Source organism: Paenibacillus sp. PvP094 (assembly GCF_040546835.1).
Lineage (GTDB): Bacteria > Bacillota > Bacilli > Paenibacillales > Paenibacillaceae > Paenibacillus > Paenibacillus illinoisensis.
In genome coordinates this window covers 646,860-661,234 of the sequence record NZ_JBEPOM010000001.1, presented here as the reverse complement: position 1 = coordinate 661,234, position 14,375 = coordinate 646,860, and the positions used below count along the sequence as shown (strand labels likewise).

Below are 14,375 nucleotides of genomic sequence, written 5' to 3'. Positions count from 1 at the left end.
GATGAATATAGCTACGATTGGGACAGGATCTATTGTGGATGCCATTTTATCGGCAATTAACGAAGTGGATGGAGTGAAATGTACAGCCATTTACTCCCGGAAAAGGGAAACAGCAGAGCCGCTTGCAGACAAATATGGAGTGCAGACCATCTACACGAATCTGAACGAACTCTATACTGACCCGAATGTGGACTTTATTTACATCGCATCACCCAACAGCATGCATTATGAGCAGGCCTATCAGGCGCTTCAGCATGGCAAACATGTCGTCTGTGAGAAACCATTCACATCAACGGCATGGGAAGCCCAAGCGCTGATTAAACTGGCCCGGGAAAAAAATCTGTTTCTGTTTGAGGCGATCTCAAACATCCATCTCCCTAACTACAACAAGGTGGAGGAACAGCTGTCCAAACTGGGGAATATCCGGTTCATTCAGTGCAATTATAGCCAGTACTCGAGTAGATACAATCAGCTGCTTGCCGGGGAGACACCAAATGTATTTAACCCCGAATTCTCTGGTGGTGCGCTGATGGATATCAACATATACAACCTTCATTTTGTCATGAAAATGTTTGGCAGCCCGGAAACCGTATCCTATACGGCTAACCGACACGTCAATGGAATTGATACATCAGGGGTAGTGGTTCTGAAGTATCCCGAGTTTATTGCGGAGTGTGTGGGATGCAAAGATACTAGCAGCATGAATTTTGTCCTGATCCAGGGGGAGAAGGGATATATTCAAGTTGTGGGAGGAGCTAACGGGTGTCAGGAAATCAAGGTCCAGATTGGGCAGGAGCCCTTGGAGATCATCAACGTGCAGGCACAGTCAAACTGGCTTTATTACGAATGGGAAGCCTTTAGAAATATTTATATCAATAAGGATTACACGAAATGTTATGAGCTCCTGAGCCACAGTCAATCTGTGATGAACATATTGGCCGAAGCGCGCAAGGATGCGGGGATTGTCTTTGCTGCTGATCGGGTTTAATAGCTGTCACGAATGCTGCTCATGTACAAGATATCGAAGAGATAAAGTACAGAAACCATGGAGGACATTTTGGAAAGCCTCATTTGTTCATTGTAGCCATGGCTGAGCAGGGTTTCGGTAGATTGTCTGGACAAGCTGGAATGGTTATTACCTGTGATCGCAATGACGTTCATGTTTTTCCCATTCAGAATTTTGGCGACATCAACCATCGACTGATTCTCCCCGGTATGTGAAATGACGAAGGAAAGTGTGGATACATTAGGGTTCATCGTGTTCAGATAATGCATATTCGGACTGTTGTGCGCGATAGCGGAGATGCCCAGTTCATTCCACTTGGTGCAGGCCTGCTGTGCAAGATAGTAGTTCATATCACTGCCGTAGATATCAATCCGGCCGGATTCCTTCACCCAATTTGCGATTCGCTGCAACACAGAAACGTTCAGCAGACGGCGTGTTTCCTCCAATGCCTGCTGATAAAGGTAAGGTACGGAATCCATTGCGGAACGTACATCCTCCAGTTCGGTAAAGGGATGATTCGCAGGTGGAAGCGTGGCAGCAGCACGCTGATAATCGAGGGCAAGCTTTAATTGAAAGTCTGGGTACCCTTGGGTACCCAGCTTTTTGCATAAACGGACAATGGTTGATGAGCTTGTATAGGTGGCTTGAGCCAGTTCATGAGCCGTAGATTCAAAAACAACTTCAGGATTGTTCAGAATGTGGTCCACAATATGCTTCTCCTGTGCCGTTAATTGCTGTGCATATTTCATTTTCTGAAGCAGACTGTATTCCATCAGTCGTTCCATTCCTCTCTGCGGTCGTCCCCAAGTACATGTCTCCCTATCATAACCTGTCGTTTTTGTTTTCTCAATCCTGCCGCCATCTGAATGGATACACTCTTGGTGTCATCATGATCAGATCTGACTCTCAGCCAGCTGCTGGCGACTATTCCAGAGGGAAACCAGACGAAGCAGGACCAGGCTGATGAGCAGAAGTGCAGCTCCAATCAGCAGCAGCAATACCGGCCTGATAAGCAGCATTCCACTTGCCTGACCAGCAATTAGTGCAAGCAGAGGAATAACGATAAGTCCTCCCAGCTGATAAGCTTCCTGAAATCCACGAACTTTGGCCGAGATCAATACATTGAGCAGGATAACCATAAGACTGCATGACGGAACCACCCAAAGCACAAGAATGATCCAATTCCAGTTCGGGAACATCACGGCTCCGAACATGGGGTACATCAGAATATTGGCAATGATCCCATAGATGAGAAAGGTAATCCAGGACAGTATTATGGAAGGTATAAGAGCAGCCAGTACTTTGCCTTTAAACAGGGTATCCATGCTGATGGGTGTGAAGAGAAGTCCTTCGAGCGTCTTGCGTTCCTTCTCCCCCGCGAAGCTGTTCGCTGTCAGAATGCTTGAGGCCATCACCGGAATGATCAGAAACAGCGGTGCGAACATGTATAAGGCCAGATAATAGACAATGCGATGGTTGTCTGTAGCCATGGAGGCCAGTTCCGGAATCTGTCCTGAGCTGCTTAATATATCGAGACTGTCGAGCAGGAATCCGAGATTTCCAATGGAACGAAGTTCAACTCGGGAAGCCACCCATATGAGTATGGCGGGCATGGTAACCCCGATAATGAGCGGAACGATAAGCATGGGGAGCCATAGCTGAATGCTGGCTGTGATGGCCCGAATATCTTTACGTACCAGTGCTTTTATCGCTTGACGATTATTCATGATGGTGTGCCTCCCTGATGGCAAAATAGATGCTTTCCAGATCACTGCCGATTAGGCGAGCCTGATAGACTTGTCCGTTCGTGGTTAAATGTTTGAGCAGCATGGGGATTTCCTCACGGGACTGGAGCTGGAAAATCGCCTTGTCCGCCGAGAGGATCTCCGGATTAAACTCAGCAGCCGCACTCCATCCATCAGCCAGGACGGCCTCTACCTCAAGCCGTGGCGCAGTGAGATAACGATGTATAATCTCCTGCTCCGAGCCTTCTTCAACCTTGCTTCCCTTTTCCATGAAAATATATCGATCACATACGGCTGAGAGTTGGGACAGGACGTGCGAAGAGACCAGAATGGTCATGTTCTCCTCACGGTTCATCCGGCGAATGATCCGGAGTACCATCTGAATCCCATCGGGGTCCAGACCATTTGTCGGCTCATCCAGAAATAGAATGGACGGGCGATGAAGCAGAACTCGGGCAAGGCCGAGCCGTTTCTTCATGCCTGTGCTGTAGGTGCCCACTTTGCGGTGCTGATACTCCTGTAATTCGAACAGCTCTACCAGCTCGTCAATTCGTTTGGATTGCTGCTGTACACCAAAGGCATCTGCGAAGAAAACGAGATTGTCGCGTCCGCTCATATTTTCATACAGTCCACTTTGTTCCGTGAGTGTGCCGCACATGGCCAGTACCTTCTCTGCATGGTTGGAGGGGTCCAATCCGTTAATCGTTACGGATCCGCTTGTTGCCCCAAGGACACCGTTCATAATGCGGATCAGGGTTGTTTTGCCCGAGCCGTTGGGGCCAATTAATCCGGTAACGCTGCCTTGTTCAATCGTGAAGCTTACATCACGCAGGGCCTGGTGCTCCACAAATTGTTTGGATATGCTACGAACTTCAATCATATGCCTTCACCATCCGTTCTCTATTTGAAGATGATACGTCTAGCAGGACAATATCGTTCAAATGGATTGTAAAAAATATTATTCGGTCCAAAGTCCCACGGAGAAAAGGGCATTTACGCCCTAAAGTCCGAAAAAATCGGGTCTCAGGTTTGTTTTCTCATTCTCTTGTTCATTGTATTGTGGTAAAAAGGATGCAATATCCCGTTTCATTGCCATCCATAATGAGGTAATAAAAGGGAAGGCCTTATACATATGATGTATGCCTGAATATTCATCTAACGCCGGTCTTGGTTACCACCAGGGCCGGCTTGGCGTGGTCGTTTGGCATTTTCAGGTGTGAAATGCCGATGTCTTAGAGTTACATATTTGTTATTTTATAATTCGTCTAACACATTGTATGTGCACATATGAAGTTGAAGTTCTGTTGTGTTGGACCAGAGGAAGGTGAGCAAACAATGGCAGCATCCAATGAGTATCGTTTTCAGGTCAATCTGAGTGGCATGATTCAGATTTTATCGAATCATCTCTATAGCAGTCCCAAAGTTTTCTTGCGTGAGCTGATGCAGAACGCGACCGATGCCATTACAGCACGAAGTGAGGCAGAGCCCGGGTTTCAAGGCGAAGTACGCGTAGAGCTGACAGGCACAGGTGAGCAGTTAACGATGATGGTGGAGGATAACGGCATCGGTTTAACCGAAGCCGATATTCACGAATTTCTGGCGATGATCGGACAATCCTCGAAGCGTGGGCAGCAAGCCTTACTAGATGGAGAGACTTCTTTTATCGGACGATTCGGGATCGGGCTGTTGTCCTGCTTCATGGTGAGCAATGAGATCGTTATGCTGACCCAATCCGCGAAGGGAGGACCTTCAATGGAATGGCGCGGCAAGCCGGATGGAACCTATACCATTCGCCAGCTTGAGACCCAGTTATCCCCGGGGACCAAAGTATATTTGCGCTGTACGCCGGATGCCGCCCATTATTTTGAACCGGAATATGTGAAGGAAGCTTTGTTCTATTATGGGGCCTTGTTACCTTATCCCGTGACGCTTCAGAGCGAAGGTGTACAGGACATCGTCAATGCCGATTCGCCTGTGTGGCTTACGCAGCCGGAACTTGCCAAAGGGCGCAAAGCGGAGGTGCTTGCATTTGGTGGGCGCCTGCTTGGAGAGACATTTGAAGATTTCATCCCACTGACGACAGCTTCCGGGCGTACCGGAGGGATTGCATTTGTGCTCCCACATGCCGTCAATCTGAATGCCAAGCGTTCTCACCGGGTGTATTTGAAGCGGATGCTGATCTCGGAGAAGGCAGAGAATATTTTGCCGGATTGGGCCTTCTTTGTGAAATGTCTGATCTGGACCGATGAGCTTCAACCAACTGCTTCGCGTGAACATTTTTATGAAAATGAAAAGCTGGAGGAAGTACGCTCCGAACTTGGCGATGCCCTTCGTCAAGGACTGTCCGATATGGCGGAGAACCAGACAGAGCGCCTGAAGAAGCTCATACGTCTGCATGCACTCTCCATGAAGGCACTGGCTGTGCAGGATCAGGATTTTTACGCAATGATATATCGCTGGCTGCCATTTGAGAGCACACGGGGCCACCGGGAGCTGGGGGAGTTAATGGCTGAAGGAGAGACGTTATACTTCACAGCGACGGTGGATGAGTATCGCCAGATTCACCATGTCGCGTCTGCCCAATCCCTGCTCGTTATTAATGGCGGATACATCTATGACAACGAATTGATGGCGACACTGCCACTTGCGGTACAAAATGTGCATACAGAGCGACTGCAGCCGGATCAGGTTTCGCTTAGCTTTACGGATGTTCCTCCAGCCCAGCGCAATGATTATTATGATGCGCTGCGTCTGGCGGATTCGGCACTTCAGCGCTTTCGCTGCCGTGCCGAGGTGAAGGGGTTCAAACCGGAAGACCTGCCTGTACTGTTCACGCTATCGCAGGAATCTTCTACGCTTCGTGCATTGGAAAAGGCTAGTGAGGAGAGTACAGAACTGTTCTCTTCCGTGCTTGGTTCATTATCGGCTGGCATCAGCTCTGCTGGCTACTCCACCTTGTATCTGAATGTAAATAATCCAATCATTCAGCGCGTGTTAACGACACCAGATCCCCAAATGACGCCGATCGCCATTGAGATGCTCTATGTGAATGCGCTGATGATGGGCCACTATGCCATGAACCGGCAGGAGCTTGAGGTGCTGAATCAAGGCATCGTTCGTTTTATTGATTGGGGTTTACGCGCAAATACGGATCGTAAGGGGGATGTCTGATGAATACAGAGATGGATTTCGAGGAATTGATGGACGAGGCCTATGGCTTGCCTAACGGTACAGCGAAACTGGGTATGCTTGAAGAAGCAGCCCGAGTGGCCGACGTAAATGGCATGGAGGAAGAGTCATACGAAGCTCGATCCGAGATTGTGGAAACAGCCACGTTCTGTGGATATCCCATGAAAGCACTTATCGCTTTTTCCTGGCAGCTCGGCAAGTTTGATCAGCAGCCTGAGCGCTATGACGAAGAGACATTAATGTGGTCGTACAAATGGATCCTGGGCGAACTCTCCAGTTTCCCCGAGGTCTCTCGCGATAAGATGATGGAGCTGCTGGAGGACTTTGGGCGACGTTTCAAATCCTTTGGCTACAGTGAGCGTTCATACTGGTATTACCGTTTCCGCATATTCATGGATCTTGGTGACCTGGAAGAAGCAGGAAGCAGTTATGCCAAGTTCAAAATAATGGACCGTGACTTTATGAGTGATTGTGAAGCTTGCGAACAGGATGAAATCATGCGTTACTGGATTCTAATGGGAGATGATGAGCAGGTTCTGGAGGCGGCCAAGCCGATCTTGAAGGGTCGTATGAGCTGCGCTGAAATTCCGCACCTGACGTTATCCGAAGTCCTGATGCCGCTATATCGTCTTGGACGGATTGAGGAAGCGAACAAGCATCAGCAGAAGGGTTACCGGATGATCAAGGGCCAAAATGATTTTGTACAGAGCTTCGCAGAACAAATGGATTATCTGGCACGAACCAACCCGTCGAAGGGCATTGATGTGTTGGAAGAAAGTCTGGTACTGGCCGCCCATCATGAAGATCCTTTTGCCAAAATGATGTTCTACGCCAGAGCAGCTCAGCTGCTGCGCCGCTGGGCAGAGGAATCGCCAGGGTACCGATTGCGCCTTCCTGCTTCTTTCCCGTATGAAGGAGACCCTGGAGACTTGGGCGCATTGGCTGATTATTTTGAGGGTTATGCTAAGGCGGCTGCTGAGAAATACGATCAACGGAATGGCAATCATCATGTCTCTTCGTTGCTCGCCAACGTGTAACATAACAGGGTAAAAAAAACAGGCTTGTTCGAAGAAGGTTATCCTCCTTCCGAACAAGCCTGTTGGACGTGTCTGGAATTAAGTTACTACACTTTGGTCATTTAAGGTGTTTCCTCCGGATTGGCAGATGAAGGCTGATCCTCATCAGCCTCATCCACATTGGAGGCTTCTGGTTGAGGCTGTTGAGCCATAAGTTCAGCTACAATCTTATCCGTTGGTTGAGTAAACAATTGATACATAATGGCAGCCTCTTCTTGACGAATAAGCGGTTTGCGGGCAAGAACATCCACAGAACCATCCTTCAGTACCTTCACTTCCGGACCATGAATGCCGAGTTTAACCATCATCTGGATTGCGGGTACAGCCCACTCATCCGCATGTCCGGCAAGCTTCACATCCTGGAACAGCTCATTTGGATACTGCAGCTGCAGCGATCTCCAGATCATGACCATGGCTTCCTGACGGGTAATGACTTGATCCGGCTTGAATTGTTTGGAATCCGCACCCGTGATCATGCCGACTTCATAACCGAGCTGGATGTAGCCTGCTGCAGGGTGACTGGTCCAATCGCTATCCGCAGGCGGTGTTGTTTGGCTTGGTTTGAGACCGCTCATTTTCAGTACATTCTCTATGAATTCCGCACGTGTAACGGCCAACTTGGGCTGGAATGCTTCGGTTGCATCGTTGTCATAATGACCGAGCGACTGTAATCCATAGATGGCCTCGGCATAAGGACTATCCGGACGAACGTCCCGGAATCCCTGAGGCTTCTGCCCTTTTTTCTCATATCCCAGCGGATTGAGGTAGGGCTCTTTCATATAGATTGTTCCATCTGCTTGTTCCTTAAAGGCTGTGAATTGACCCGTTAACTCATCCTTGAACAGATTCTCATCAACCTGAATCAGGGTACGTGGGCCCAGGAAGGCATCTGAAATGCTCAATTTACCGGGTTCTGTGCCACCGTTTTTGAGAGAACTGACAATCGTGCTAAGTCTTAGGTCAGCATAGAGTCCGGCGAAGCGCTGCAGTTCATTGGTGTATTGAGGCGTAAAGTCCTTGATTACGACCGGCTCCGCATATTGCGGGAAGAAGGTCTGGATGAAAGCCAGGTAGAACAGATTACGAAGAGCTCCCGCCTGATTGTACGTAAGAAAGACGCCTGTATTTTGCTCCGGAATAAGGAAGAGATAAGAGCTGAAACCGATCAGGTCGCCTGCCTTGGTAATAATTGCGGGGCTGCTTCCGGCACCAGGCAGCTGAAATGCTGCTTCAAATCCATACGTTGTGTCCGGGAGTACCGGATGAATGGAAGAGCGATACTGCTCCATGCTTTTGACGGTGGTTTCCTTCAGTATACGCTCGTTGTCTTTCACACCATCATTCAGGAAAGCGATCATGAAGTTCCCGATATCCTCGGCCGTTGACAACATGCCTCCTTGAGGCATCGGTGTTGGAGAGAGGGTGTACAGATCGAGCGGATTATGTACCGCATCATACGCTGTCGCGAGCTGATCCTTGAACTTGTCGTTCAACACGAAACTGCTGTTATCCATACCGAGTGGTTTGAAAATGTGCTGCTGCATGTACGTCTCAAATGGTTCACCGCTGACATTCTCCACAATCATGCCAAGCAGAAGATACGAGAAGTTGTCGTACATATAGGCACTGCCAGGCTCTCTGACGACAGGAGGCATGTGCTGCTGTGCATAGTCCTCCATGGAGACTGTTTTGTCGAAGTCGGCGTGAATATCTTCCTGCTGTGGATCACGAATCTCGAATCCGGTAGTGTGTGTAAGCAGGTTTTCCACAGTGACAGGTTTGTCAAAAGGGTTATCAAACTCAAGTCCCTTCACATACGTTTGAAAATCGGCTTGCAGATCTACCTTCCCCTGCTCCACCAATTGCATGACGGCTGCTGCCGTAAATGTTTTGGAGACCGAGGCTACGCGAAAAGCCGTACTCTTCGGATCGACAGGCGTCTTGCTCTCCTGATCTGCATAGCCGTAGCCTTTCTCTGCCAGGACTTTGCCATCCTTGACGACAACAACGGAAGCACCGATATATTGTGCCTTGGCTTCAGCCGAATCAAAAAACGTGTCCAGAAATGCCTCCGCTGATTCAGAGGTTAGAGCCTTGGTTTGTCCTTTCTCATTGACCTGAGGTGATGAGGTTTCCGCATGAACCGCTGGTGCCCAGAGACTTAGCGACAGAACGAAAGCCATGAATGCACCCGTTAGCGAGGTGACTCTGAAGCGGCTCCTTCGATTGGATAAATGCATGTAAACACTCCCTTGCTCAAATTTTGGCAATAAAGCCTGTTCACTGTGTATTACTTCCAATTGGCTCGATAGGTTTCATGATTAGTTAGATTACGAAACTAGAAAGGTTTCCTAACGGTGAGGAGCTTATGAGGCGTCTGCACATCGCAGGGACTCGCTCGGTTCGGCTGACGGCCTGAGTGATTGGCGGAAAAATACAAGAGCAAAGGCCCCGATGATGACATACAGGCTGGCCATGGCATATGAAGGCAGCAATGCTCCGATCATTAGCCCCAAACTGCCCAGCAGGGCAGCGACATTATAACTCATGCCATCTGCAGCCATATATGCTGCTCGATCCGAATCGGGGATCATCCCGGCAAGAAGCACCTGACGAACTGGAGAATACATCAATTCGCCAATCGTCAGCAGGACGGCAGAGCCGATTAGGAGTAAGGCCCAGTTGCTAAATGCAAGTACAGCGAATCCGGCGGTGTAGAGACACATGCCAACCGTCATGATGGATCTGGATTGGAACCGTGCCATCCATTTGGAGAATGGGATAGCAATCAAGGCAACCAGTACCGTGTTAATCGCCAAGATTAGACTGAACATCTGCAGACCCGAAATGTTCCATTGGAATAGCTGGGCACTGAACTCACTTTTCAGACGGACAGCAATATATTTATCCAGTTGGAATTCGAGAGAGACGGCCATAACCGAGGCGGTGAAGAAGACCATGAACTTTCTGTCCTTGAGTACACTTCCATAGGTATTTAGCATATTTCTTCTGACTGGCGCGATGGTCTGAACCGAGCCCGTTTTTGCTGTTCTTTCCATGGTTTCCTGAATGAAAAACAACAGAATGAACAAGGTTACCAAGCTCTCCATGCACACCAGACTGAACAGAATGAATCGGAAGGAGTCGAATAACAATCCGCCCATCAGTGCGCCAAATGTAATGGCTACATTGGTCGTCCAATACTGTAATCCATATACATAATGTCGTTCATGTTCACTGCTTACGTCCACGATCATCGCACCTGCGATTGGAACAGTGATACCGGAGCTTAGACTGCTAAGAAAAAACATGATGCAAGTCAGTTCTACCGAGTTCAGCCAAGGCGAATTCGCCGCAGCCAGCCAAAACAAGGCGAATACTTGCACACATTGAGCGATGACCATCATTTTTTTGCGTCCAATCCGATCCGACCAATATCCTGCGCCCAGACCAGCGATCATGGAAGATACAATGTTGACTGTAAGCAGCACACCTGCCCAGCCAGCTCCCATCTGGACACTCAGGTAAATTGCCATGAACGGAATGATTGATTTCTGGGTCAAGTCTGTAAAAAAGTCAGTGATGATACGAATTTTAATGTTGCGGTGCAAATCAGCATATTTCATCGGTTGCATTTCTTCCTTCCCGCTTTGTCATGTGGATGTTACTGAGTATAATGGAGGAAAACCTGAAGAAAAACTGTAGAAGCGGATGAGTGGATTTCGTATTTTAGCAGAGTGGGAAGGCAGGGGAAGTTGTGGAAGTAGCTGACCATTATATTCAATTGCGTATGGCGTTCCCTAACGTTCATGATGATGAAGAATGGCCAACGACGATTGGAGAGCTGGCACAGCATTTGTGCTGCACGATGCGTAACATGAATTTGATTATGAACAAGTTTATGGATAACGATTGGATTCATTGGAGCCCGAGGCGTGGTAGAGGGAAGAAGTCCTTGCTGGTCTTTCAGGCACCGCTGCTTGATGTAGCACGTGAACGTTTTGATCGCCTGCTGCAGGGCAACAGGCTCGAAGAAGCCTATCAGCTGGCCGCGAGTCTGCCTTTTTCGTTACGGGAAATGTTAATGCAGGGTTTGCAGGAACAGTTTGGTCTTCGTTCAGACCAGGGTACCATGGGAAGGATGGATATCCTGCGGATCCCACAGAACTTTCCGTTTGAGACCTTGGATCCTACCCGGGCTGCCATGTGGGGAGAAGTGGGCATTGTCGCAGAGGTATTTGATCGCCTGGTACGCTATAATGCTGAGCGTCGCATCTGTGAGCCTAGTCTTGCCGTGGCATGGGAGAGCAACCTTGAAGGAACAGAATGGACATTTTATCTGCACAAAGGTGTTCTATTTCATCATGGCCGAATACTGGATGCAGAGGATGTGAAGTTCACATTTGAACGGATCCTTGAGGATACCGGCAATCCCTGCCGGCCGCTGTTTGGCACCATTGCGAAGATCGAGACATTTGATGAGCTGACGGTACGTTTTACGTTATATAGCTCAAACTTCATGTTCCCGGATCTGATGAGCAGCATGTGTGCGTCGATTTTGCCTCGGGATGTGGAGTTCGACCGGATGCATCCTGTTGGAACAGGACCTTATCGTTTAACGAAGAATCACCCCAGACTGCTCGTTTTGGATGTGTTTCCTTCCTATTTCAGAGGACGTGCCTACATTGATCGAGTTGAGGTGTGGCAGCTCCCGCAGTCCGCACTCGTAGAGTCGGTGATCAAGCAGGATTTGTTCCCGGATGGAGCGCCTCATGCGGTACAGCATGAAGTTCAGGGCGGAGTATATATGACGTTTAATATGCGAAAACAAGGTCCACAGCAGGATGTGTATTTCCGCCAGGCTGTACAGCAGCTGTTGAATCAACAGGAGATGATGGATGCGTTCCGGGATACGCGTAATCAGCCTGCATACAGCCTGGTTCGGGATAATGATGGGGATACGAGGGAAGTAGGGATGGGCAGCTTGCCTATACGAGAGAAACGAATGAGGACACAGGATTTCATCACAGATTCCTCATTGGCCTTAGCGGAAGAACTGCTTAAGCGAAGCAGCTACGCGGGCCAGACGCTGCGGTTATGGGTAGAGGATGGGCAGAAAATGGAGACGGACATGCTCTGGTTCGTACAACGTTGTGAACGGATCGGACTGCATATCGATATCGTTCCAGGTGATCCCGTTAGTGCGGTGTACCATGATGAATTCAGGTCATGTGATCTCGTGTATACGGGGGAAGTGTTCGATGATCATGTCATGCTGAGCCTGTTCATCATGTTTACCTTTCAGAATACATTGTTTCTGGTTGCCATGGATGATGATCGGAAAAAGGAGTTAGACAAGGAATGTAGGCGCATCGTAGGAATTCGGGAAGGTGGCGAACGAATGGCAGCACTGCTGGGGGTAGAGGCCAAGCTGATCGAGGAGGCGCTGCTGCTGCCCACATATCGTTTCAAGGAGGAGCATGCTCATCATGCCTCACTTCGTGATTACAATGTGGTGGGGTATGGGATGCCTGATCTACGCCGTTTGTGGGTGAAACGTAAACCGGACGCTGATCATAAGGAAGCAAGTTATCCGGCTTACATCCCGCTGTGGTAAGTATTACACAGCGGGATGAGCCTTGTAGTGAGCAGTTATTCTGCGCTTTTCTTGATAAACTCAATAGGTTTCGTACCCGGCTCCATCAAAAACGGAATGGAAATGGAACGGGCGTTATTCTCTTGATCTACCTGGAAAGTAAATGTGACTTTCAGACCAAATAAAACAAGCAAAACGGAAAAGGTGTCATTCCCCGAGTATTCCATCGGCATTTCAATGTTTTGGAATATCGCTTGTAAACCGTCATCTTTCAGTTGGATGGACATCTCTCCGTACCCGGCATGCTGATAGATACCTGCGTAGGTGAGTACAGGTCGGTCAAGGGACACTGCTTTCGCATCCTCTGTTTGTTCCTCTTCGTTATCCACCACTGGTGTTGCCGCGGGATCCAACGTTTCAGGCGTATCCGTAACTGCAGATTCCGCTGATTCCTCACCACTCATCAATTTGGCCATCTTTTGGCTCCAATCCACAGGTTCCTTTTCTAGCAAACGGTCCATGATGTTAAATGTAATGGTATAGGGGATTATGCTTCCATGGGTATTGCAGAGCACTACGATCCCGATCTCTTCCTCTGGTAGAAAGGCAACCTGTGAACTAAAGCCATCAATGGCACCGCCATGATGGATCAGCTGATGGCCGCGATAAGGTTCGATGAACCAACCCAGTCCGTAAGTGCTGACAGGCATCTCTGGACCATGAAACGGAGAATCACATGGCATTTGCGGACTGTGCAATGCTTCCATTTGTTCCTTGGAGATGAGCTGCTGTCCATCATGCTGCCCCTGATTCAATTGCAAGCGTAACCAGGCTATCATGTCTTCCAGATTGCTATTCATGGAGCCTGCCGGACCGATTGCATCGATGTTTCGATAAGGAATTCGTACATTTTCGCCGTCTTTCTCCATATAAGGAACAGCAAAATCAGGCTGGAGCTGCATTTGATCCACGGAGAACAGACTGGACTTCATCCCCAGCGGGTCAAACAGATGATCCTGAACGAAGCTCTCCCAGGTTGTTTCCTTCAGCTTTCCGACGAGAAAGCCCGCAGTCATGTACATCAGGTTTTGATATTGCCACTTATTTCTGAAATCCTCATTCGGCTCAAGATACTGTATAGCATCTACGAGCTCTTCCCTGGTTCGTGAAGAGTTGTACCATACCATTTCATGCCTCGGGAGTCCAGAGCGATGACATAGCATATCACGAATGGTCAGGCGTTCCGTAGCGACAGGGTCGAACATTTTAAAATCATCCATATACGCTTTAACAGGCGTATCCCAGTTCAGCAGTTCCTGATCGACTAACAGGGCAGCAGTTGTTGCCGTAAAAGCTTTTGTACTGGACCCGATGGCAAAGAGAGTGCTTGGTGTTACTTCGAGTTTGGATTCCAGGTCGCGATACCCATAGCCTTTTTGCCAAATGACCTCATTCTTGTGAATTACAGCGACCGCGGCGCCAACACCCTTCCAGGTTTGCAGCTGTTCAGCTACAAATTCATCCAGTCCGTCCAGTAATGAGCGATGTTTTGTGATAGTCATTATTATCCCTCCAATAAAAATAAGAAGTGAGTTCAAACCAAGAAATAAAAACTCGTATGTAGCTGTCAATTAAGAAGTTGTTCCTTATCAACTATGCCTTTTCTGGATAAAGTTAACATCGGACCCGAGACTGATTTACCTGAAATCACTTGTCCTAACAAGGGAATAGAAAGCTTGTCAAACCAGTCCGCATAAATCGAA

Annotated in this window: 10 protein-coding genes; 4 read left to right on the top strand and 6 right to left on the bottom strand. The window is 48.6% G+C overall.

The features are described from left to right. Position 1 precedes the first annotated feature (1 nt). Positions 2–988 carry a Gfo/Idh/MocA family protein gene (locus tag ABIC22_RS03295; protein WP_354478207.1) on the top strand — a complete coding sequence of 329 codons (987 nt, stop codon included), beginning with the start codon at positions 2–4 and terminating at the stop codon, positions 986–988. Here ABIC22_RS03295 and ABIC22_RS03290 read toward each other — a convergent pair. From ABIC22_RS03290 to ABIC22_RS03280, 3 genes are all read right to left on the bottom strand, one after another. Continuing rightward, positions 985–1,791, bottom strand: a complete 807-nt coding sequence (locus ABIC22_RS03290; protein ID WP_354478204.1) for a MurR/RpiR family transcriptional regulator — start codon at positions 1,789–1,791, stop codon at positions 985–987. The two genes, ABIC22_RS03295 and ABIC22_RS03290, sit on opposite strands and share 4 nt — an antisense overlap. A gap of 108 nt (positions 1,792–1,899) precedes the next feature. Continuing rightward, a complete protein-coding gene (locus ABIC22_RS03285) occupies positions 1,900–2,733 on the bottom strand; it encodes an ABC transporter permease subunit (RefSeq protein WP_354478201.1) in 834 nt (277 codons plus the stop codon). Then, positions 2,726–3,631 carry an ABC transporter ATP-binding protein gene (locus ABIC22_RS03280; RefSeq protein WP_127538184.1) on the bottom strand — a complete coding sequence of 302 codons (906 nt, stop codon included), beginning with the start codon at positions 3,629–3,631 and terminating at the stop codon, positions 2,726–2,728. The genes ABIC22_RS03285 and ABIC22_RS03280 overlap by 8 nt, the downstream gene beginning before the upstream one ends. 455 nt (positions 3,632–4,086) lie before the next feature. Between ABIC22_RS03280 and ABIC22_RS03275 the strand changes: the two genes are divergently transcribed. Together ABIC22_RS03275 and ABIC22_RS03270 are read left to right on the top strand one after the other, a co-directional pair. Next, positions 4,087–5,922 (top strand): HSP90 family protein, encoded by a 1,836-nt coding sequence (locus ABIC22_RS03275; protein WP_354478198.1) that lies wholly within the window; start codon positions 4,087–4,089, stop codon positions 5,920–5,922. After that, complete coding sequence (locus ABIC22_RS03270; protein ID WP_354478196.1) at positions 5,922–6,977, top strand: hypothetical protein; 1,056 nt, start codon at positions 5,922–5,924, stop codon at positions 6,975–6,977. The genes ABIC22_RS03275 and ABIC22_RS03270 overlap by 1 nt, the downstream gene beginning before the upstream one ends. Positions 6,978–7,078: 101 nt before the next feature. Here ABIC22_RS03270 and ABIC22_RS03265 read toward each other — a convergent pair whose 3' ends face one another. Continuing rightward, the gene (locus ABIC22_RS03265; RefSeq protein WP_354478193.1) at positions 7,079–9,256 is read right to left on the bottom strand and encodes a serine hydrolase domain-containing protein; all 2,178 of its coding nucleotides are present in this window, start codon (positions 9,254–9,256) and stop codon (positions 7,079–7,081) included. Positions 9,257–9,382: 126 nt separating this feature from the next. After that, a complete protein-coding gene (locus ABIC22_RS03260; RefSeq protein ID WP_354478191.1) occupies positions 9,383–10,642 on the bottom strand; it encodes an MDR family MFS transporter in 1,260 nt (419 codons plus the stop codon). A gap of 131 nt (positions 10,643–10,773) precedes the next feature. Between ABIC22_RS03260 and ABIC22_RS03255 the strand changes: the two genes are divergently transcribed. Then, the gene (locus ABIC22_RS03255; RefSeq protein ID WP_354478188.1) at positions 10,774–12,633 is read left to right on the top strand and encodes an ABC transporter substrate-binding protein; all 1,860 of its coding nucleotides are present in this window, start codon (positions 10,774–10,776) and stop codon (positions 12,631–12,633) included. A 35-nt stretch (positions 12,634–12,668) separates the two neighbouring features. On the opposite strand, the gene ABIC22_RS03250 is transcribed toward ABIC22_RS03255, so the two are convergent. Next, positions 12,669–14,174 (bottom strand): serine hydrolase, encoded by a 1,506-nt coding sequence (locus ABIC22_RS03250; RefSeq protein WP_354478185.1) that lies wholly within the window; start codon positions 14,172–14,174, stop codon positions 12,669–12,671. Between the last annotated feature and the right edge of the window lie 201 nt (positions 14,175–14,375).

What these genes read in the sequence shown, in the direction of transcription:
- ABIC22_RS03265 (WP_354478193.1), bottom strand. Translation starts at nt 9,256, where the DNA reads ATGCATTTATCCAATCGAAGGAGCCGCTTCAGAGTCACCTCGCTAACG.
- ABIC22_RS03285 (WP_354478201.1), bottom strand. Translation starts at nt 2,733, where the DNA reads ATGAATAATCGTCAAGCGATAAAAGCACTGGTACGTAAAGATATTCGG.
- ABIC22_RS03295 (WP_354478207.1), top strand. Translation starts at nt 2, where the DNA reads ATGAATATAGCTACGATTGGGACAGGATCTATTGTGGATGCCATTTTA.
- ABIC22_RS03270 (WP_354478196.1), top strand. Translation starts at nt 5,922, where the DNA reads ATGAATACAGAGATGGATTTCGAGGAATTGATGGACGAGGCCTATGGC.
- ABIC22_RS03290 (WP_354478204.1), bottom strand. Translation starts at nt 1,791, where the DNA reads ATGGAACGACTGATGGAATACAGTCTGCTTCAGAAAATGAAATATGCA.
- ABIC22_RS03275 (WP_354478198.1), top strand. Translation starts at nt 4,087, where the DNA reads ATGGCAGCATCCAATGAGTATCGTTTTCAGGTCAATCTGAGTGGCATG.
- ABIC22_RS03280 (WP_127538184.1), bottom strand. Translation starts at nt 3,631, where the DNA reads ATGATTGAAGTTCGTAGCATATCCAAACAATTTGTGGAGCACCAGGCC.
- ABIC22_RS03260 (WP_354478191.1), bottom strand. Translation starts at nt 10,642, where the DNA reads ATGAAATATGCTGATTTGCACCGCAACATTAAAATTCGTATCATCACT.
- ABIC22_RS03250 (WP_354478185.1), bottom strand. Translation starts at nt 14,174, where the DNA reads ATGACTATCACAAAACATCGCTCATTACTGGACGGACTGGATGAATTT.